19 protein-coding genes are annotated in these 20,672 nt (G+C 66.9%); 11 read left to right on the top strand and 8 right to left on the bottom strand.

The genetic code is table 11. From position 1 onward, the window contains the following. Positions 1-61 precede the first annotated feature (61 nt). From ugpC to ugpB, 4 genes are all read right to left on the bottom strand, one after another. A complete protein-coding gene (gene ugpC, locus KF887_13360; GenBank protein QYK40407.1) occupies positions 62-1,105 on the bottom strand; it encodes a sn-glycerol-3-phosphate ABC transporter ATP-binding protein UgpC in 1,044 nt (347 codons plus the stop codon). After that, on the bottom strand, positions 1,106-1,954 hold the full coding sequence (gene ugpE / locus KF887_13365) for a sn-glycerol-3-phosphate ABC transporter permease UgpE (GenBank protein ID QYK40408.1): 849 nt from the start codon (positions 1,952-1,954) through the stop codon (positions 1,106-1,108). Further along, the gene (gene ugpA, locus KF887_13370; protein QYK40409.1) at positions 1,954-2,832 is read right to left on the bottom strand and encodes a sn-glycerol-3-phosphate ABC transporter permease UgpA; all 879 of its coding nucleotides are present in this window, start codon (positions 2,830-2,832) and stop codon (positions 1,954-1,956) included. Before ugpA ends, ugpE begins: the two co-directional genes overlap by 1 nt. 70 nt (positions 2,833-2,902) lie before the next feature. Further along, positions 2,903-4,219 (bottom strand): sn-glycerol-3-phosphate ABC transporter substrate-binding protein UgpB, encoded by a 1,317-nt coding sequence (ugpB, locus tag KF887_13375; protein ID QYK40410.1) that lies wholly within the window; start codon positions 4,217-4,219, stop codon positions 2,903-2,905. A 431-nt stretch (positions 4,220-4,650) separates the two neighbouring features. Between ugpB and KF887_13380 the strand changes: the two genes are divergently transcribed. The 7 genes from KF887_13380 to KF887_13410 all read left to right on the top strand — a co-directional run bounded on the left by KF887_13380 (position 4,651) and on the right by KF887_13410 (position 12,202). Further along, positions 4,651-5,682 (top strand): ABC transporter ATP-binding protein, encoded by a 1,032-nt coding sequence (locus tag KF887_13380; GenBank protein ID QYK40411.1) that lies wholly within the window; start codon positions 4,651-4,653, stop codon positions 5,680-5,682. After that, the gene (locus KF887_13385) at positions 5,675-6,730 is read left to right on the top strand and encodes a dipeptide ABC transporter ATP-binding protein (protein ID QYK40412.1); all 1,056 of its coding nucleotides are present in this window, start codon (positions 5,675-5,677) and stop codon (positions 6,728-6,730) included. Before KF887_13380 ends, KF887_13385 begins: the two co-directional genes overlap by 8 nt. Beyond that, positions 6,727-8,427 carry a peptide ABC transporter substrate-binding protein gene (locus KF887_13390; GenBank protein ID QYK40413.1) on the top strand — a complete coding sequence of 567 codons (1,701 nt, stop codon included), beginning with the start codon at positions 6,727-6,729 and terminating at the stop codon, positions 8,425-8,427. Before KF887_13385 ends, KF887_13390 begins: the two co-directional genes overlap by 4 nt. A gap of 63 nt (positions 8,428-8,490) precedes the next feature. Next, positions 8,491-9,498: an ABC transporter permease gene (locus KF887_13395; GenBank protein QYK40414.1), complete on the top strand. Its 1,008-nt coding sequence runs from the start codon at positions 8,491-8,493 to the stop codon at positions 9,496-9,498. Continuing rightward, complete coding sequence (locus KF887_13400; GenBank protein ID QYK40415.1) at positions 9,491-10,390, top strand: ABC transporter permease; 900 nt, start codon at positions 9,491-9,493, stop codon at positions 10,388-10,390. The genes KF887_13395 and KF887_13400 overlap by 8 nt, the downstream gene beginning before the upstream one ends. Then, entirely contained in the window at positions 10,387-10,959 is a 573-nt protein-coding gene (locus KF887_13405) for a GNAT family N-acetyltransferase (GenBank protein QYK40416.1), read from the top strand. Before KF887_13400 ends, KF887_13405 begins: the two co-directional genes overlap by 4 nt. A 193-nt stretch (positions 10,960-11,152) precedes the next feature. Next, on the top strand, positions 11,153-12,202 hold the full coding sequence (locus tag KF887_13410) for a YeeE/YedE family protein (protein QYK40417.1): 1,050 nt from the start codon (positions 11,153-11,155) through the stop codon (positions 12,200-12,202). Here KF887_13410 and KF887_13415 read toward each other — a convergent pair. The 4 genes from KF887_13415 to KF887_13430 all read right to left on the bottom strand — a co-directional run bounded on the left by KF887_13415 (position 12,150) and on the right by KF887_13430 (position 17,193). Next, positions 12,150-13,433 (bottom strand): DUF3422 domain-containing protein, encoded by a 1,284-nt coding sequence (locus KF887_13415; GenBank protein QYK40418.1) that lies wholly within the window; start codon positions 13,431-13,433, stop codon positions 12,150-12,152. The two genes, KF887_13410 and KF887_13415, sit on opposite strands and share 53 nt — an antisense overlap. Positions 13,434-13,610: 177 nt before the next feature. Then, positions 13,611-15,044, bottom strand: a complete 1,434-nt coding sequence (locus KF887_13420; protein QYK40419.1) for an NAD(P)(+) transhydrogenase (Re/Si-specific) subunit beta — start codon at positions 15,042-15,044, stop codon at positions 13,611-13,613. A gap of 13 nt (positions 15,045-15,057) precedes the next feature. Further along, a complete protein-coding gene (locus KF887_13425; GenBank protein QYK40420.1) occupies positions 15,058-16,629 on the bottom strand; it encodes a Re/Si-specific NAD(P)(+) transhydrogenase subunit alpha in 1,572 nt (523 codons plus the stop codon). Between the two features lie 102 nt (positions 16,630-16,731). Then, positions 16,732-17,193: an isoprenylcysteine carboxylmethyltransferase family protein gene (locus KF887_13430; protein ID QYK40421.1), complete on the bottom strand. Its 462-nt coding sequence runs from the start codon at positions 17,191-17,193 to the stop codon at positions 16,732-16,734. Positions 17,194-17,320: 127 nt separating this feature from the next. Between KF887_13430 and kynU the strand changes: the two genes are divergently transcribed. From kynU to KF887_13450, 4 genes are all read left to right on the top strand, one after another. After that, on the top strand, positions 17,321-18,514 hold the full coding sequence (gene kynU / locus KF887_13435; GenBank protein QYK40422.1) for a kynureninase: 1,194 nt from the start codon (positions 17,321-17,323) through the stop codon (positions 18,512-18,514). Then, positions 18,511-18,906: a RidA family protein gene (locus KF887_13440; GenBank protein QYK40423.1), complete on the top strand. Its 396-nt coding sequence runs from the start codon at positions 18,511-18,513 to the stop codon at positions 18,904-18,906. Before kynU ends, KF887_13440 begins: the two co-directional genes overlap by 4 nt. Positions 18,907-18,919: 13 nt before the next feature. Further along, complete coding sequence (kynA, locus tag KF887_13445) at positions 18,920-19,756, top strand: tryptophan 2,3-dioxygenase (protein QYK40424.1); 837 nt, start codon at positions 18,920-18,922, stop codon at positions 19,754-19,756. 103 nt (positions 19,757-19,859) lie between these two features. Beyond that, positions 19,860-20,633 carry a L,D-transpeptidase gene (locus KF887_13450; GenBank protein ID QYK40425.1) on the top strand — a complete coding sequence of 258 codons (774 nt, stop codon included), beginning with the start codon at positions 19,860-19,862 and terminating at the stop codon, positions 20,631-20,633. The last annotated feature ends 39 nt before the right edge of the window (positions 20,634-20,672 follow it).

Here is a 20,672-nt window from a genome sequence, read left to right on the forward strand (position 1 = left end):
CGCGGCCCGGCCCTGCGGGGCACGCGACGGAAGGGCGCCGGTCCGGTCGTGCATGGCGGCCTCAGGCGGCCAGGCGCGTTCCGGTTTCCGCATCGAAGAGGTGCAGGCGGTCGCGCGGGGCGGACAGCCGGATGCGGTCGCCCAGGGGATAGTCGGGCGGCAGCGTCACGATCACCGTCTGGCCCGCGTGGGTGCCGTGAACCAGCCGTTCGGCCCCCATCTCCTCGACATAGGCCACCTGCAGGTCAAAGCCCCCTGCCCCCGGTTCCAGGTCCTCGGGGCGCACGCCCAGCGTCACGGCCCGGTCCGGCAGCGCCACGCCCTCGGCCACCACGGCGCCGCCGATCGTCACCCGTCCGGCTTCGACCCGGGCCTCGAGCAGGTTCATCGGCGGCGAACCGATGAATGCGGCAACGAAGGTGCTGGCGGGCTGGCGATAGATGTCGAGCGGCCGCCCCTCCTGTTCGATCACGCCACCGTTGAGCACGATCAGCTTGTCGGCCATCGTCATGGCCTCCTGCTGGTCATGGGTGACATAGATGCTGGTGGTGCCCAGGCGCCGCTGCAACTGCTTGATCTCGGCACGCATCTGCACCCGCAGCTTGGCGTCGAGGTTCGACAGCGGTTCGTCGAACAGGAACGCCGCCGGTTCGCGCACGATGGCACGGCCCATCGCCACGCGCTGCCGCTGGCCGCCCGACAGGGCGCGCGGCTTGCGGTCGAGCAGCATGCCGATCTGCAGGATGTCGGCGGTGGCCTGCACGCGCCGGGCGATTTCGTCTTTCGGCGTCCTGCGGTTGCGCAGCCCGTAGCTGAGGTTCTCGCGCACGCTCATGTGCGGGTAGAGCGCGTAGTTCTGGAACACCATGGCGATGTCGCGGTCGGCGGGGTCGAGGTCGTTCACCCGGCGGTCCCCGATGCGCACTTCGCCGCTGGTGATCGGTTCGAGCCCCGCCACCATCCGCAGCAGGGTGGACTTGCCGCAGCCCGAGGGCCCCACGAGCACGGCGAAGGCGCCGTCGGGGATGTCGACCGAGACCTCGCGCACGGCGGCGACACCCCCCGCATAGACCTTCGACACCTTCTCGATCGCGATGCCCGCCATCTATTTCTCCGTCTCCACAAGGCCCTTGACGAACAGCCGCTGCATCAGCAGCACCACCAGAACCGGCGGCAGCATCGCCATGACCGCCGTCGCCATCAGGAAATTCCACTGCGGGTTGGATTCGGCCTCCTCGGCCATCCGCTTGATGCCCGCAACGATGGTGTAATAGCCGTCGTCGGTCGTGATCAGCAGCGGCCAGAGGTACTGGTTCCACCCGTAGATGAACAGGATCACGAACAGCGCCGCGATGTTCGTGCGGCTGAGCGGGATCAGGATGTCGCGGAAGAACTTGAGCGGCCCCGCGCCGTCGATCCGCGCGGCCTCGGTCAGTTCGTCGGGAATGGTCAGGAACACCTGCCGGAACAGGAAGGTGGCGGTGGCCGAGGCGATCAGCGGAACCGTCAGCCCGGCATAGCTGTTCAGCATTCCAAGGTTCGCCACCACCTCGAAGGTCGGCAGGATGCGCACCTCGACCGGCAGCATCAGGGTGATGAAGATGCACCAGAACGCCGCCTGCCGGAACGGGAAGCGGAAGTAGACGATGGCGAAGGCCGAGGTCAGCGAGATCACGATCTTGCCCACCGCGATCAGCACCGCCATGACAAGGCTGTTCCACAGCATCAGCGACACCGGCGGCGCGCCCGAGGTCGAGATGCCCGCGGTCAGCATGGTGCGGTAGGTCGCGACCGCATGATCGCCCGGCCACATCGGGATGACGCCGGACATGAAGCGCGCCGGGTCGTGCGTCGAGGCGACGAAGGCGATCCAGACCGGGAAGGCCACCAGCGCCACGCCGAAGATCAGCACCAGATGCGCGAGGAAGGTCAGGACGGGGCGATTCTCGACCATCAGTAGTTCACCCTGCGCTCGACAAAGCGGAACTGGATCACGGTGAGCACGACCACGATGCCCATCAGGATCACCGACTGCGCGGCCGACGATCCCAGGTTCAGCCCGATGAAGCCGTCCTTGTAGACCTTGTAGACGAGGATCGTGGTCGACTGGGCCGGCCCCCCCTCGGTGGTGGCATCGACCACGGGGAAGGTGTCGAACATGGCATAGACGACGTTGACGACCAGCAGGAAGAAGGTCGTGGGCGCCAGCAGCGGCAGAGTGATGGTGAAGAACCGCTTGACCGGCCCTGCCCCGTCGATCGCCGCAGCCTCGCGCAGCGAGGCGGGGATCGATTGCAGGCCCGCGACGAAGAACAGGAAGTTGTAGCTGACCTGCTTCCATGCCGCGGCGATCACGATCAGCGTCATCGCATTGCCCGCGTTCAGCTGGTGGTTCCAGTTGTAGCCCATGACCTTCATCACATAGGCCAGGATGCCGATGGTCGGGTTGAACATGAACCACCAGAGGATGCCGGCGATGGCCGGGGCCACGGCATAGGGCCAGACGATCAGCGTGGTATACGTGGTTCCGGCCCGGATCATGCGGTCCACGGCGACGGCAAGCAGCAGCGCGACACCCATCGACAGGATGGTGACCGATACCGAGAACAGCAGCGTGACCTTGAAGGAGGCGAGATACAGCGGATCGGCCCACAGTGCGCTGTAGTTGCTGAAGCCGACAAAGGTGGTCCGGAAACCGAACGGGTCCTGGCGCAGGAAGCTCTGATACATGGCCTGCCCCGCGGGCCACAGAAAGAACACCGCCGTGACCGCCAGTTGCGGGGCCAGCAGCAGCCAGGGCAGAAGCTGATTGCGGAACAGCGTGCGCTTCATCGGTCGGCTCCCGAGTGGAAAGGCACGGGGCCCGCGATCACGCGCGGGCCCCGCCTGGTCCTTCCGGAGCCTACTGGTTCGCCGCCACGAACTCGGCGATCAGGGCGTTGCCGCGCGCCACGACATCGTCAAGCGCCTGCTGCGCCGATTTCGACCCGCCGAGCAGCGCCTGGAACTCCTGGTCGATCACGTCGCGGATCTGCACGTAGTTGCCGAAGCGCAGGCCCTTGGAGTTGGCGGTCGGTTCGTTCAGCGTGATCTGCTGGATCGGCAGTTCCGCACCCGGGTTCGCGGCGTAGAAGCCGTTGTTCTTCGAGAACTCGTAGGCCGCCTGCGTGATCGGCAGGTAGCCGGTGGGTTCGGCCCAGGCAGCCTGGACATCCGCCTTCGACAGGTAGCTGAAGAACTTGGCGACGCCCGCGTATTCCTCGGCCGGGCGGCCCTGAAGCACCCACAGCGTCGCGCCCCCGATGATCGAGTTCTGCGGCGCGCCCTGCACGTCGGCATAATAGGGCAGCATGCCGTAGCCGACCTCGAACGCGGTGGCGTTGTTGACCACGGCCGCGCGCGCCGCCGACGAGTTCATGTAGATCGCGCATTCCTGAGCGTAGAACTTGGGCGGCGCATCGTTGCCGCCGACCGGACCGCCGTACTGGAACAGCCCCTCGTCCTGCCACTTCTTCAGGTTCTCCCAGTGGCGCGCAACCAGCGGGTTGTTGTAGCTCAGCTGGCTGTCGATCGCCCCGAAGCCGTTCTCGTTCGTGCCGATGGAGGTGTTGTGCCAGGCCGAGAAGTTCTCGGTCTGGATCCAGCTGATCCAGGCCGAGGTCAGGCCGCAGGGGGCCGCGCCCGACGACACGATCTGGCGGCTGAACGATTCGACCTCTTCCCAGGTCTTGGGCGGCGTGTTGCGGTCAAGCCCGGCCTTCTCGAACACGTCCTTGTTGTAGTACATGATCGGCGTGGACGAGTTGAACGGCATCGACAGCATGTTGCCTTCGGTGTCGGTGTAGTAGCCCACGACGGACGGCAGGAAGGCAGCGGGGTCAAAGGGTTCGCCCTGGTCGGCCATCAGCTGGTAGACCGGGTAGACCGCGCCCTTGGCAGCCATCATCGTGCCCGTGCCCACCTCGAACACCTGCACGATGGCAGGCTGTTCGCGCGCCCGGAAGGCGGCGATGGCGGCGGTCAGCGTTTCGGGATAGGTGCCCTTGAAGGTCGGCACGATCTTGTAGTCCGACTGGCTTTCGTTGAACGTGGCCGCGATCTGCTCGAGCCGGCCGCCCAGTTCGCCGCCCATGGCGTGCCACCACTGGATTTCGGTCTGGGCCGAAAGGGCCCCTGCGGACAGCGCAAAGGCTGCCGAAGACAGCAGAAGTCTGGTCATCTGAATTCCTCCCATGTCTGGCATGTGCCCTGCCAGTATCGACTCGGTCTAAAGCCAATGTGACAGTCACGCAACGATTTCGTCACAATCGGCGGGAGAGCCACGGACAGGCGGGACGCGCGTCGGGAACGGCTTCGCCGATCGGGCCGACATGCGGCTGTCCGGTCGGTGCGTGATCGGGCAGCCCGCCCCGTCTGCGAGATGCCGCGCGGGCGCGCTGCATCCCCCGGATCGGCGGATTTTCCCGTTTTGGCGGCATTTCCCTGCCAATCGCGCATGCAGCGCGTGGATGACGCACAGGAAAGAGCATCGCCGCCGCGAAAGTATGTTGCGGGGCCGAGAAAAATGGCTAACACTTGCCAGACCAACAGGATCCGCCCAGGCGGGTCTCAGAAAAAAACGAAGAAAAACAATAGTCTGGGGAGTACTTGATGCCCGACAGGGCTGCGCCCGTCCTTGATGTCCGGGGGCTGAAGACCGTGTTCCGCACCCGTTCGGGCGAGGTTCACGCGGTCAATGACGTGAGCTTTCACCTGCGTCCCGGCGAGCTTCTGGGCGTTGTGGGGGAAAGCGGCTCGGGCAAGTCGGTCACCATGATGTCGCTGCTGGGCCTGCTGCCCTCTCCGCCGGCCGAGGTGCGCGCGGGCGAGGTGCTGCTTGGCGGGCAGGATGTGCTGCGGATGTCGCCCGAGGAACTGCGGGCCGTGCGCGGCCGGCGCATCGGCTTCGTGTTCCAGGACCCGATGACCAGCCTCAACCCCGTGTTCACCGTGGGCGACCAGCTGGCCGAACCGCTGCGCCAGCATCTTGGCATGGACCGGCGGCAGGCGGCGGCCCGGGCGGTCGAACTGCTGGAACTGGTGGGCATCCCCGATGCGCGGCGGCGGCTGTCGGACTATCCGCACCAGTTTTCCGGCGGCATGCGGCAGCGGGTGATGATTGCCATCGCGCTGGCCTGTGACCCCGAGGTGCTGATCGCGGACGAACCGACCACGGCGCTCGACGTGACGATCCAGGCGCAGATCATCGAACTGGTGAAGGACCTGCGGCAGAAGCTGGGCATGGCGATCGTCTGGATCACCCATGATCTTGGCGTGATCGCGGGCATCGCCGACCGGGTGATGGTGATGTACGGCGGGCAGGTGGTGGAACAGGCGCCGGTGCGGGAGCTTTTCGCGAACCCCCGCCACCCCTATACGCAGGCGCTGCTGCAGACGATCCCGTCGCTGACCGGCGTGCGCGAGGCGCGGCTGAAGGTGATCCAGGGCCAACCCCCGATCCTGTCGGCTGCGCCGTCCGCCTGCCCGTTCCGCGCGCGCTGCGTCTACCGCTTCGACCGCTGCGATGGCGAGAACCCGCGACGGCGGCCGCTGGACGGGGTGCCGCTGGGCCAGGGTCACGACATGGCCTGCCATTACGATGTCGCCGCCACCCCCGCCGTGCCGGAGGCCGCCCATGCCTGATGCCGCCGCGCCGCCGCTGGTCGAGGTTCGGGATCTGCGGATGTACTTTCCCATCCACACCGGCCTGTTTCGCCGCCACACCGGCGACGTCAAGGCGGTGGACGGGGTTTCCTTCGACATCCGGCAGGGCGAAACCCTTGGTCTTGTCGGCGAATCCGGGTGCGGCAAGTCCACGGTCGGCCGCGCGGTGCTGCGGCTTTACGAACTGACGTCCGGATCGGTGCGGATCGGCGGGCAGGACATCGCCAGGCTGGACGCGAACGCCCTGCGCAAGGCGCGCCCGCAGATGCAGATGGTGTTCCAGGACCCGCAGGCCTCGCTGAACCCGCGGATGACGGTGGCGGGCATCATCGGCGAACCGCTGGACGAACACACCGGCCTGTCGCGTCGGCAGAAGCTGGATCGCGTGCTGGAGCTGATGGATGCCGTGGGTCTGAACCGGGCCTTCGCGAACCGGTATCCCCATGCGTTTTCGGGCGGGCAGCGGCAGCGCATCGGGATCGCGCGGGCCCTGGCGCTGAACCCCAAGTTCATCGTCTGCGACGAACCCATCGCGGCGCTTGACGTGTCGATCCAGGCGCAGGTGGTCAACCTGCTGGAAGATCTGCAGGAACGGTTCGGGCTGACCTATCTGTTCATCAGCCATGACCTGTCCATGGTGCGCCACATCGCCGATCGTGTGGCGGTGATGTATCTGGGACGGATTGCCGAACTCAGCCCGCGCGATGCCCTGTACGCCCGGCCGCTGCACCCCTATGCCCGTGCGCTGCTGTCCGCCGTGCCCGAACCCGACCCGGTGCGCGAGGCGACGCGGCAGCGCATCATCCTCAAGGGTGACGTGCCCTCGCCCGCAAACCCGCCGAAGGGCTGCAATTTCTGCACACGCTGCCCCGAGGTGATGCCGGTCTGCCGCGAGACCAAGCCCGACATTGCCGAGGTGGAACCCGGGCGCCTTGTCGCCTGCCATCTCTACACCCAAACCCAGAGCGCCGGGTCAACCGGCCGGACCGAGGCCAATGAGCTGATCCAACAAGGAGAACCCGCATGAAACTGAGAACCGCCCTGATGGGCGCAGCGGCCGCCTTCGCCTTCGCCCCCGCGGCGATGGCGGAACGCGGCGCTGACGGCCATGTCAGCATCATCTACTGGCAAGCGCCGTCGATCCTGAACCCGTTCCTGTCGGGCGGCACCAAGGATGTGGAATCCTCGTCCATCATCCTGGAGCCGCTTGCGCGCTACAACGAAGTCGGCCAGCTGGTTCCGTTCCTGGCCGAGGAGATCCCGACGCTGGCCAACGGCGGCGTCAGTGCCGACCTGACCAGCATCACCTGGAAGCTGAAGGAAGGGCTGCTCTGGTCGGACGGCACGCCGGTGACCTCGGCCGACGCCGTGTTCACCTGGCAGTACTGCACCCATCCGGAAGGCGGCTGCGCGCAGCTGTCGAAGTACGAAGGGGTGACGAATGTCGAGGCGGTCGACGACCGCACCATCAAGGTGACCTTCGGCGAGGCGCGTCCGAACCCCTACGGCCCGCTGGTCGGCGGCCAGTCGCCGATCCTTCAGGCGGCGCAGTTCAAGGACTGCCTGGGGGCCAAGGCGCCGGAATGCACCGATGCGAACTTCGGCCCGATCGGCACCGGACCGTTCCGCGTGGTGGAGTTCCGCACGAATGACGTGATCCAGCTTGAGGCCAACCCGAACTACCGCGATCCGGCCAAGCCGCGCTTTGCCACGATGACGTTCAAGGGCGGCGGCGATGCCGAGGGCGCGGGCCGCGCGGTTCTGGAAACCGGCGAGTTCGACTATGCGTGGAACCTGCAGCTTGCCCCCTCGGTCATCGACAGCATGGCCGCCGCGGGCAAGGGCCAGGCGATCTCGGCATTCGGCACGCTGGTCGAGCGGATCGAGGTCAACATGACCAACCCCTCGCCCGAACTGCCCGAGGGCGAGCGTTCCACCGCCAAGCACCCGCACCCGATCCTGTCGGACCTGCGCGTGCGCAAGGCGCTGTCGATGGCCATCGACCGCGAGCTGCTGGTCGAAGTGGGCTATGGCCGTGCCGGCCGCCCGACCTGCAACCTGGTCCCCGCACCCGAGGCCTATGCGTCGAGCAACACCGACTGCCTGGTGCAGGACATCGAGGGCGCCAAGGCGCTGCTGGAAGAAGCCGGCTGGACGGTGGGCGCCGATGGCATCCGCGAAAAGGACGGCATGAAGCTCAAGCTTCTGTACCAGACCTCGACCAACGCGGTGCGCCAGGACTTCCAGGCGCTGATCAAGCAGTGGTGGTCGGAAATCGGCATCGAGACCGAACTGAAGAACGTGGCCGCCAGCGTCTACTTCGGCGGTGACCCGAACAGCCCGGACACGTTCGAGAAGTTCTACGCGGATGTCGAGATGTACGCGAACAACTTCGACGGCACCGATCCGACCAGCTATCTGTCGGCCTACACCTGCGACAAGGCCCCGCGGCCCGAGACGCAGTGGCAGGGCGAGAACATCAACCGCTTCTGCGACCCGGCCTATGACGCCATGGCGGCGGAACTGGGCCGTACCGCCGAACCCGAGAAGCGGTATGAGCTGGCCAAGAAGCTGAACGACATGCTGACCAAGGACACCTACACCATCATCCCGCTGGTGGACCGTGGCCGCGTGTCGGCGCATTCCAACACGCTGGGCGGGGTGATCCTGAACACCTGGGACAGCGAGACCTGGAACGTCGCCGACTGGTACCGCATCAAGTGACGTGACGGAGGGGGGGCGTGCGCATTGCGCGCCCCCTTTCCCTTTTCCGGGGCCGCCACGCACATGCTGACCTTCACCATCCGACGCCTGCTGATGGCGATCCCCACGCTGCTGTTCATCAGTCTCGTGATCTTCCTGCTGCTGGAACTCGCGCCAGGCGACCCGCTGGCCGACATGCCGCTGACGATTCCGCCCGAAGTGCGCGAGAAGATGCGCATCGCGCTGGGCCTCGACCAGCCCTGGCATGTCCGCTACCTGCTGTGGATCAAGTCGCTGTTCATCACCGAACCGGCCCACTGGATCGATGCCGCGCTTGGCACCGACCTTGCCGGGGGCGCACAGCGCATCCTGAGCTATCAGACGCGCGGCCCGGTCTTCGACACCATGTTCGAGCGCCTGCCCCAGACCATGACGGTGGTGGGCATGGGATACGTGGTCGGCGTGCTGATCGCCCTGCCGATCGGCATCATTTCCGCCTACCGGCAGTATTCCTGGTTCGACCAGGTCGGCACGTTCATCTCGATGGTGGGTTTCTCGGTCCCGACCTTCGTGACCGGGGTTGTGCTGATCGTCGTGTTCTCGGTCTGGCTGGGCTGGTTTCCCTCGATCTACGACACCACGCTGAAGGTGACGGACTGGGCGAGCTTCTGGAAACAGGTGCGCCAGATGGTCATGCCTGTCTTCGTGCTGGCGCTCTACAATGCTGCGCAGATCAGCCGCTACATGCGCGCCTCGATGCTGGACAACCTGACACAGGACTATGTGCGCACCGCGCGGGCCAAGGGCCTGTCGGAACGGGTGGTCGTGATGAAGCACGTTCTGCGCAATTCGATGATCCCGGTCGTCACGGTCATCGCGCTTGGCGTGCCCGGTGTCTTTACCGGCGCGATCATCACCGAGAACGTGTTCAAGGTGAACGGCCTTGGCCAGCAGCTTCTGCTGTCGATCCAGGGCAACGACGCGCCGATGGTGCTGACCATCAGCTTCATCTTCGCGGTGCTGATCGTTCTGTTCAACCTGATCGCCGACGTGCTGTACGGCATCCTCGACCCAAGGATCCGCTATGACTGACGTTGCAATCGAGAAACCGCGCAGCCAGTGGCGCGATGTCTGGGATCAGTACCGCACCCACAAGGGCGCGCTGATCGGCACCTTCGTGTTCCTTTTCCTGGTCGCGGCAGTGTTCATCGGCCCGCTGATCTGGACGGTCGATCCCAAGTACATCAACATCCGGATGCGGGAACAGGGGCCGAGCATGGCCTTTCCGCTGGGCACCGACCAGTTGGGCCGCGACATGCTGGCCCGCCTGATGGCGGGCGGACAGATCACCATCGCGGTGGGGCTGGCCGCGATGTTCCTGTCGATGGTGATCGGCACGCTGGTGGGCGTTCTCGCGGGGTACTTCCGCCGGATCGACGGCCTGCTGATGCGGCTGACCGACCTGTTCCTGGCCCTGCCGCTGCTGCCGCTGCTGCTGCTGATGGTGCTGCTGTTCCGGGAACAGCTGGTGCTGCGCTTCGGGCCGGAGACCGGCATCTTCATCCTGATCGTGACGGCGATCTCGATCACGTCATGGATGAACACCGCGCGGATCGTGCGGGGGGATGTTCTGGCGATCAAGGAGCGGGAATTCGTGCTGGCCTCGAAATCCATCGGAACGCCCGCGCGCCGCATGATCACCCGGCACATCCTGCCGAATGTCCTGTCGCCCATCATGGTGTCGGCGACGCTGGGCGTGGCGAACGCGGTGATCACGGAAAGCGCGCTGTCCTTCCTTGGCCTTGGCTTTCCGCCCGACTTTCCCACCTGGGGGCGGCTGCTGAACGACGGGATGCCCTACATCAACCTGTCGCCGGAACGTGTGCTGTGGCCCGCCATCGTGCTTTCCGCGTTGGTGCTTTCGGTCAACTACATGGGTGACGGCCTGCGTGACGCGCTGGATCCGCGCATCCGGGGCCGATGACGCTGCACATCCGCCCGCTGACGCCCGACCTGATGGGCGATCTCGGCACGCTGTTTGCGGCGGACCCGGTCGCGCGCGGCTGCTGGTGCCTGCACTGGCGCCTGCCGGTGCGGGAGCGTGCGGCGCTTCCCGCTGGCGAACGTCGCGTGCGGTTCGAGACGCTCGTGGCCGACCATCCGCCCGGGCTGATCGCGCATGACGACCAGGGGCCGGCGGCCTGGGTTCAGATCACCCCGCGCGCCGATGTTCCGCGGTTCCAGACCGCAACATCCGCACGCCCGGCCGCCGACACGCCGCCCGGGACCTGGGCGCTGTCGTGCTTCTTCATCCGCCGCGACCTGCGGCGGCAGGGCGTGATGACGCAGCTGGCCCGAGCGGCCTGCGCCCATGCGTCAAGCCATGGGGCAGCGGCCGTCGAGGCCGCAGCGCGGCGGCCGGGGGGATCGTTCGCCTGGGGCGAGGGCTTTACCGGGCTTGTCCCGTCGCTCGCCAGGGCAGGTTTCGTCGAGGTCGAGAATCGCACCACGCTGCGCGTCCTGATGCGCTGGACGGCTTTGCCCGAGAAATAAGGACGGCGCGAACCCTGCCGACGGGCGCAGCACGACAATGGACCACTGAATCCGCGCGGCTGCGGAACGTCGTCCGGACGCTCTGCCGGATTCGGAACAAACGCCGCGTTCCGGCGCGAATGCGGCGCCCCCGCAGCCTTGATCACCGGGAAAATTCACTGCATTCAGGATAATCTTCTGCGTGGAGGCGATCATGTTTGCAGAACTGGGGTTCGAGACGCTGACGCCCCGCGCGGCCTCCGTGATCTTCGGTCTGGTCCTTGGCCTGACCTTCGGGGCGCTTGCCGAACGGTCGGGCTTCTGCCTGCGGCGCGGGCTTGTCGGCCCCGCGGCCGAGCGGGGACAGGCGCTCGGCCTGTGGATGCTGGCACTGGTGACCGCGATCCTTGGCTCGCAGGGCGCCGTGGCGGCCGGGTGGATCAGCTTTGACGAGCATCGGTTCCTCGCGGCCGACCTGCCGGTGCTGGCCGTCCTCGCGGGCGGGGCGCTGTTCGGGGCGGGCATGGTCCTGACGCGCGGCTGCGCCTCGCGGCTGACGGTGCTTGCGGGCACCGGGAACCTGCGCGCCGCCATGGTCCTGATCGTCTTTGCCGTGGTCGCCCATGCGATGCTGAAGGGCGTGCTGTCGCCGCTGCGGACCACCGTTGCCGGGGTCACGCTGCCGCTGGGTGACAACGCCGCCCTGCCCGGCCTTGCCGCGTTCGTTCTGGCGGCCGCCGCACTGGCCCTGGCGCTGCGCGGACGGCTTTCCCCGCTGCAGATCGTCGCGGGCGTCGCCATCGGCCTGCTGGTGCCGATTGCCTGGGTCGGCACGGGACTGGTCCTGCTTGACGACTTTGACCCGATCCCGATGGAGGCGCTGAGCTTTACCCTGCCGGCGGCCGATACGCTGTTCTGGACGATTGCGTCCACCGCTATCGCCCCGGCCTTTGGCACGGGGCTGTTCCTGGGCACACTGGCCGGCGCGCTGCTGGCCGCGCTCGGGGCCGGGTCATTCCGCTGGCAGAGCTTTTCGGCACCGCGCGAGACCGGGCGGTATGCGGCGGGCGCCGTGCTGATGGGGATCGGTGGCGTGCTGGCCGGGGGCTGCACCCTGGGCGCCGGGCTGTCCGGCGTGCCCGCGCTTTCGGTTGCCGCCGTGCTGACGCTGGCGGCGATCGCGGGTGGCGCCATCGCCACCGACCGGGTGCTCAGTGCAGGCGGCCGCGCAGGCGCCGCAGAACATACCACACGCCCAGCATGACGGCAGGCACAAGCGCGGCGGTGACCACCGGCTTGGACAGCGCGAACGGTTCTGCCAGAGGCACGAGAACGTAGGCAGCCAAGCCGACGGCGTAATAGCTGATCGCCACGACCGACAGCCCTTCGACCGTTCGCTGCAACCGCAACTGAAGGTCGGCGCGCCGGTCCATGCTTTCCAGAAGCTTCTGGTTCTGCGCGCTGCGCTCGACATCGACGCGCGTGCGGAGCAGTTCGGCGGCCCGCTGCGCCCGTTCGCCCAGGGCTTTCAGCCGCAGCTCGGCGGATTTGACCGTGCGCATCGCCGGGTCATAGCGGCGGCGCATGAACTCGGTGAAGGACTGGCGCCCCTCGATCCTGGCTTCGCGCAGCACGGCGATCCGGTCGTTGACGATCGCCTCATAGGCCGCGGTTGCACCGAACCGGAACTGGAACTGCACCGCCAGACCTTCCAGCTCGGATGAAATCACCAGCAGGTCGTGCAATGCCGCCTCGGGGCTGCCCTCGGCGCGGTCCAGCCCGGACACGAGCGCCGACAGCCGCGGATCAAGCGCATTCAGCCGCGACGACAGCTGCCGCGCCCGCATCAGCCCCAGCATCGACATGGCGCGATAGGTCTCGATCTCGCAGACGCGCTGCACGATCCGGCCGATCCGCCGCGCGCCGGTTCCCGGCTTCACGAAGACGGCAAAGCGCATGTGGCCCGCCGGATCAATGCGGAAATCGCCGGCCACGATCGCGGCACCTTCGAGAACCCACGCCGCCGTCAGGCTTTCCGGCACGAACCAGTCGTCGAGCCGGGTCAGCACATCGCCCAGGTCGTCGGGCAGATACTCGACGCGGACCAGCAGCGAGACCAGTCGCTTGCCCGGCGCGCCCGCAACCCACGGCTCGGGAAAGACCTCGGCCTCGGCGGGATCGAAGGGTCGTTTCGAAAGCCCCTTGCCGAATGCCGAATAGGTCACGAACTCGGTGTGGCTTTCCCACTTCAGGTCATACTTGCCGATAGGACCGGAAAAATGCGTGGCCCCTTCGGCCGCGTGGGGTGCGCTGTAGTGGTCAAGCAGCGCGTCCAGATGCGCCGCATCGCGCGCCCGGTCGCGGTTGGCGGCATCGACGGGTTCCTTGAAGGCCACATAGACCGCGTGGCAGGGCGCATCCAGCGACGGAAACGGCCGCGCATGCAGTTCGGCGACCGTGTTCAGCCGTTGCGGATGGTCTGGGACTGGGGACATGGCGGTCTCGTTCGCGTTGCGGGGACGGTAGCGGAACGGGACCGGTCGTCAACGACCAACCCGGGGCGCATCGGCGACCGCGCGGAATACTGTCGGATACCGGCAAAAAAGTCGCTGCGGTGCCGCGCGGACGGTCGAGACCGGACGGGCCACCGCAATGGTGGCCCGCCCCGCCGGTCAGTCGACAAGCGGCAGAAGCGCATCCAGCGACTTCTTGGCATCGCCATAGAACATCCGCGTGTTTTCCTTGTAGAACAGCGGGTTCTCGATCCCGGAATAGCCCGTGCCCTGGCCGCGCTTCGACACGAACACCTGCTTGGCCTTCCAGCACTCCAGCACCGGCATCCCGGCGATGGGGCTGTTCGGATCCTCCTGCGCGGCGGGATTCACGATGTCGTTCGACCCGATGACGATGGCCACGTCGGTGTCGGGGAAATCCTCGTTGATCTCGTCCATCTCCAGCACGATGTCATAGGGAACCTTCGCCTCGGCCAGAAGCACGTTCATGTGGCCGGGAAGGCGTCCGGCGACGGGGTGGATGGCAAAGCGCACCGTCTTGCCCCTGGCGCGCAGCTTGCGGGTCAGTTCGCTGACCGATTGCTGCGCCTGCGCCACCGCCATGCCATAGCCCGGAATGATGATGATCGAATCCGCATCGTTCAGCGCCGCCGCCACGCCCTCGGTGTCGATGGCGATCTGTTCGCCGGTGATCTGCTGCGCCGGGCCCGTGGTGGTGCCGAAACCGCCGAGGATCACGCTGATGAACGACCGGTTCATCGCCTTGCACATGATGTAGGACAGGATCGCGCCGGAGGACCCCACCAGGGCACCGACGACGATCAGCAGATCGTTGCCCAGGCTGAAGCCGATCGCGGCGGCCGCCCAGCCGGAATAGCTGTTCAGCATCGACACGACCACCGGCATGTCTGCCCCGCCGATGCCCATGATCAGGTGATAGCCGATGAAGAACGCGAGAAGCGTCATCAGCACCAGCGTCCAGCTGCCCGCGTCGTTGAAATACATCACGCCCAGCAGCACCGATCCCGCCGCGGCCGCCGCGTTCAGCAGGTGGCCGCCCGGCAGTTTCCTTGCGGTCGTGTCCACCTTGCCCGCCAGCTTGCCGAAGGCGATGACCGAGCCGGTGAAGGTGACGGCGCCGATGAACACCCCGAGGAACACCTCGACCCGCAGGATGGCGATTTCCACGCCGTCCTTCTTTGCGAGGACGGCGGCAAATCCGTCGAGGGCCTGGCGCGCCGTCGCGTCAAGCGCCAGCACGCGGGCGAGTTCGATATCGGCGTTGAAGCCCACGAATACCGCCGCAAGTCCCACAAGGCTGTGCATCGCGGCCACGAGTTGCGGCATCTCGGTCATCTGCACGCGCTGCGCCACGACCCAGCCGATCGCGCCGCCCATGCCGATCATCACGACCGAAGCGAACCAGTTGCCCGCACCCGGACCGATCAGGGTGGCCAGGACGGCCAGCGCCATGCCGGTGATGCCGTACCAGACCGCGCGCTTGGCGCTTTCCTGCCCGGAAAGGCCCCCGAGGCTGAGGATGAAAAGCACGGCCGCAACCACATAGGCGGCGGTGGTGAATCCGTAATCCATCGTCGCCGACTCCCTACGATTTCTGGAACATGGCGAGCATGCGCCGGGTGACCAGGAAGCCACCGAAGATGTTGATCCCCGCCATGAACACCGCCAGTGCGGCGAGCAGGATCACAAGATAGGACCCCGAGCCGATCTGCATCAGCGCGCCGAGGATGATGATCGAGGAAATCGCGTTGGTGATGGCCATCAGGGGCGTGTGCAGACTGTGGCTGACATTCCAGATCACCTGGAAGCCGACGAATACCGCCAGCACGAAGACGATGAAGTGCTGCATGAAGCTTGCGGGCGCCACCAGGCCGGCAAGCAGCAGCACGGCGGCGCCAGCCGTCAGCAGCACCACCTGATCACGGGTCTGCTTCCTGAATGCCGCGAGTTCCTGCGCGCGCCGTTCCTCGACCGTCAGTTCGCGCACCTTCTCCTTGGGCTTCGCGGCGGCGATCGCGGCGATCTTGGGCGGCGGCGGCGGATAGGTGATCGCGCCCTGATGCGCAACGGTCGCACCCCGGATCACATCGTCTTCCATGTTGTGCACGATCACACCGTCTTTCTTCGGCGTAAGATCGGTCAGCATGTGCCTGATGTTGGTCGAGTAAAGCGTGGATGCCTGCGCCGCCATGCGGCTTGGGAAATCGGTATAGCCGACGATGGTCACGCCATTCTCGGTGACGATCTTTTCATCCGGCACCGTCAGGTCGCAGTTGCCGCCACGTTCGGCGGCAAGATCGACGATCACCGAACCGGGCTTCATCATCTCGACCATGTCGGTGGTCCAGAGCTTTGGCGCAGGCCGGCCCGGGATCAGGGCGGTGGTGATGACGATGTCCATCTCGGGGGCCAACTCGCGGAACTTGGCCAGCTGCTTTTCCCGGAACTCGGGCGAGGACGGCGCGGCATAGCCGCCGGTGGCGGCACCGTCCTGCTTGTCCTCGAATTCTAGGAACACGAACTCGGCCCCCATGGATTCGATCTGTTCCGCCACTTCGGGGCGCACGTCGAAGGCGTGGACGATGGCGCCCAGCGAGACGGAGGTGCCGATGGCCGCAAGGCCCGCGACGCCCGCGCCCACGATCAGGACCTTGGCCGGAGGCACCTTGCCCGCCGCCGTCACCTGCCCGGTGAAGAAGCGGCCGAAGTTGTTCCCGGCCTCGATCACCGCGCGATAGCCCGCGATGTTGGCCATCGACGACAGCGCATCCATCTTCTGCGCGCGGCTGATGCGCGGCACCATGTCCATGGCGACCACGGTCGCGCCGCGTTCCCTGGCGATTTCCAGCAGTTCGGCGTTCTGGGCCGGCCAGAAGAACGAGATCAGCGTCTGGCCCGGCCGCATCGCCTGCGCCTCGGCAACCTCGGGGCCGCGCACCTTGACCACCACATCGGCGACCGCCACCACATCGTCGGCGCTGGCCAGAACCTCGACACCGGCCGCCGCATAGAGCGCGTCGGAAAACCCGGCGCGCGCACCTGCGCCGGTCTCGATGACGCAGGCGTGGCCCAGTTTCTGAAGCTGGACTGCGGAATCGGGCGTCATCGCCACCCGGTTCTCGCCGGGATAGGTTTCCCTCAAGGCTCCGATCTTCACCGTGTATCTCCCCCGTCTGGTGTCCGGGCGTCAGCTAGTGCCGAACCTCGCGCGTCCTAGCTTTCGCGACAGATTATTTCAACGGCTGATTTCCACCGCATGTCACAGCGGACTGATCCAGCGCCCCGTGCGCGCGGCCCAGATGTCATAGGAATCGCCGAACCTGCGGCGCAGCGCCATTTCCTCGGGCAGGATGAAGCGGAACTGGATCAGCGCCATGAAGAAGAAGACGAGGGGCGCGGCATGCGCGACGTCCCACCACAGGATCGCCCCGGCCAGGATCAGCGTGTCCGCCAGATAGATCGGGTTGCGGCTGAGCCGGAACACCCCGCCCGTGACCAGTGCCGCGGGCTCGCGGCGCGGAACAAGCGTGGTTCTGGCCGCCGCCATCTGCGCCGCGGCCGCCAGCATCAGCACGACCCCGATGGCGACAACCACGGCACCCACGCGCCCGCCCGCCGGGCCGAACAGGCTCCACGGGACAAGCAGGTCAAGCGACCTGGCCACGCCCAGGCAGCCAAGCAGCCATACCGGCGGCAGGTCGATCATCTCGCGAACGGTCATTCCGATGTTCCCCGCGGGCATCTGACCGACCAACCTGCCCGCTGGCAAGCACAGATCGCAGGCGCCAACAATTTCAAGCTTGAAATTTATGCGTCCTGCAGGTTCTATGGCATCAAGGGAGAAACGCATGACCGATTTCGCCGCAACGAAGGACCTGTTCGACCTGCCGCCCGGGGTGATCTACCTTGACGGCAATTCGCTCGGCCCCCTGCCCCGCGCCGCCGCCGCCCGCGTCGCCCGGACGGTGACCGAGGAGTGGGGCAGGATGCTGATCACCGGCTGGAACCGTGCGGGGTGGATGGATCAGCCGTCGCGCCTGGGCGACCGGATCGGGCGGCTGATCGGCGCCGAACCCGGGACCGTGGTTCTGGGCGACACGCTGTCGATCAAGGTCTACCAGGCGCTCGCGTCGGCCATCGAGATGCGGCCCGGCCGCCGCGTGATCCTGTCGGACACCGGCAACTTCCCTTCGGACCTCTACATGGCCGACGGCCTGTGCCGCACCCTGGGCCAGAACTACCGGCTGAGGACCGTGGCACCCGAAGCGGTGCTTGAGGCGATCGACGACGAGGTGGCGGTCGTGTTGATCACCGAGGTCGACTATCGCACGGGCCGGCGGCACGACATGGCCGCGCTGACCGCGAAGGCGCATGCGTGCGGCGCGCTGATCGTGTGGGATCTGGCCCATTCGGCCGGTGCCCTGCCGGTCGCGGTGGCGCGAGACGGCGCGGATTTCGCGGTGGGCTGCACCTACAAGTATCTGAACTCCGGCCCCGGGGGACCCGCGTTCATCTATGTCGCGCCGCGCCATGCCGACCTGGCCCGTCCCGCGCTGTCGGGCTGGCTCGGGCACGAGGCGCCTTTCGCCTTCGATACCGACTATCGCCCCGGTCGCGGGATCGAGCGGATGCGCGTGGGCACGCCGCCGGTGCTGCAACTCGCGGCGCTGGAGGCCAGCCTCGACATCTGGGACGGCGTGGACATGGGGGCGCTGCGGGCCGCCTCGTTTGCGTTGTCGGACCGTTTCATCGCCGGCGTCGAGGCGGCATGCCCCGCGCTGACACTTGCCACCCCGCGCGACCATGGGCAGCGGGGCAGCCAGGTGTCGTTCCGGCACCCCGAAGGCTATGCCATCATGCAGGCGCTGATTGCGCGCGGCGTGATCGGTGATTTCCGCGCACCCGACATCCTGCGTTTCGGGTTCACGCCGCTTTTCATCGGCGCGACCGAGGTCGACGCGGCCGTGGCGATCATTGCCGATGTGATGGGCAGCGGCGCCTGGGACCGGCCCGAATACAAGACCCGCGCAAAGGTGACATGATGCATCGCAAATGGAACCCCGCCACGATTGCCCCGCCGGCCTCGGGCTATTCGCATGCGGTGCTGACCGAGGCACCGCAACGCTGGCTAACGCTGTCGGGACAGCTGGGCCTGCTGCCGGACGGCCAGCTGCCCGACAACCTGGCCGCGCAGCTGGATGCCGCCTTCGCGAATGTCGATGCGGGGCTGGCCGAGGCCGGAATGACCCGCGACGATCTTGTGAAGGTCACCGTCTATCTTACGGAAAACACGCCGGATTCCGTTTCCACCTATCGCGCGCGCCGCGATGCCTGGATTGGGTCGGCCGCACCGCCTGCGGCGACCTTGCTGATCGTTGCCGGTCTGGCCGCGCCGCGCTTCCTGTGCGAAGTCGATGCCATCGCGGCCGCCTGACCATGACCGCGCCATGACAACGCCGCCCGACCCTGCCCGGGACGGCGCCCAGATGTCGTTTGACGGGCGGATGTCCTATGGCGACTACCTGCGCCTGGATGCCATCCTCGGCGCCCAGACGCTGCTGACGGGCGCGCATGACGAATTCCTGTTCATCATCCAGCACCAGACCTCGGAACTCTGGATGCGGCTCGCGCTGCACGAGCTTGACGCTGCACGGCGCCTGATTGCCGATGACCGTCCGCGCGAGGCGTTCAAGATGCTGTCGCGCATCGCCCGGATCTTCGAGCAGCTGAACAGTGCGTGGGACGTGCTGCGCACGATGACCCCGGCGGACTATTCGACCTTCCGCAATGGCCTTGGCCAGTCGTCGGGATTCCAGAGCCACCAGTACCGGCTGATCGAATATGCCGCCGGCAACCGCAACCTTGCGATGCTGCGGCCACATGCCCACCGGGCCGATGTGACGGCGGCGCTCGAGGCGGAACTCGCGCGCCCCTCGCTTTATGACGAGGCGCTGCGCTTTGCCGCCCGTTCGGGGTTGCCGATGCCGCCGGATGTGCTGAATCGCGACCTGCGCGCAGCATGGACCGCGCATGACGGCGTGCGCGCAGCCTGGGAAATCGTCTACCGCGATCCCGCCACCCACTGGGAGGCCTATGAACTGGCCGAGAAGCTGGTGGATTTCGAGGACTATTTCCGCCGCTGGCGGTTCAACCACGTGACCACGGTGGAACGGGTGATCGGGTTGAAGCGCGGAACCGGGGGCACTTCGGGCGTGTCCTACCTGCGCCGGATGCTTGAAATCGAGCTGTTCCCCGAACTTTGGCACCTGCGCACCACGCTCTAGGCGAAAACCCGCGCGCGCCGCCCAAGGCTTTGACGACGCACGGTCCCGCCGGTATCCTGCGGCGTGAACGGGCGCTTCCTGCCCGGCACCAGCGGACCGCGAAATGACCCACCTGCGCCCCCTTGTCCTTGCCCTCTCTGCCCTCGCGCTCGCCGCCTGCACCATGGAGGGCGGCCCGACCGCCTTTGCGCCGACCCCGGCGATCGCACCACCCGAGCAGATCTATCTGTCCTCGATGGATGGCCCGCACCCGATCGTCGCGGTGCCGCTGGAAAAGCTGCCCGAGGCCTATCGCCGCCAGGCCGTTGCCTATGAAAGCGGCGAGGTGCCGGGCACCATCGTCATCCATCCCGGCCAGCGGCTGCTGTATTACGTGACCGGGCCGAAGACCGCGATCCGCTACGGCATCTCGGTCGGCCGCGCGGGGTTCGAATGGGCGGGCGAGGCGCAGGTGACCCAGACCAAACCCTGGCCGACATGGACGCCCCCGCCCGAGATGATCGAGCGCGACCCCAAGCTTGCCAAATGGGAAAAGGGCCAGCCCGGCGGCCCGACCAACCCGCTGGGGGCGCGGGCGATCTATCTGGAGACCAACGGACGCGACTATGGTTACCGGATCCATGGCACTCCGGAATGGTGGTCGATCGGACGCAACGCCTCGTCGGGCTGCATCCGCATGATCAACCAGGACGTGCTCGACCTGGCCGCGCGCGTTCAACCCGGGGCGAAGGTCGTCGTGCTCAAGGCCGACGGCAGCCGCGCCGACCGCCTGATCATCCCGCCACCGGCGCCCAAGAAGCCGAAGCCGGTCGAGGCCGTCGCACCGCCGGCGCCATCGGCCCTGCCCGCCGGGGTCACCGCCTCGACCGCGATCTGACGCCGCATCGGATGGCATGACGCTGCGTGCCCGCGCGGT

Source organism: Paracoccaceae bacterium (assembly GCA_019454225.1).
In the GTDB taxonomy this organism is placed as follows: domain Bacteria; phylum Pseudomonadota; class Alphaproteobacteria; order Rhodobacterales; family Rhodobacteraceae.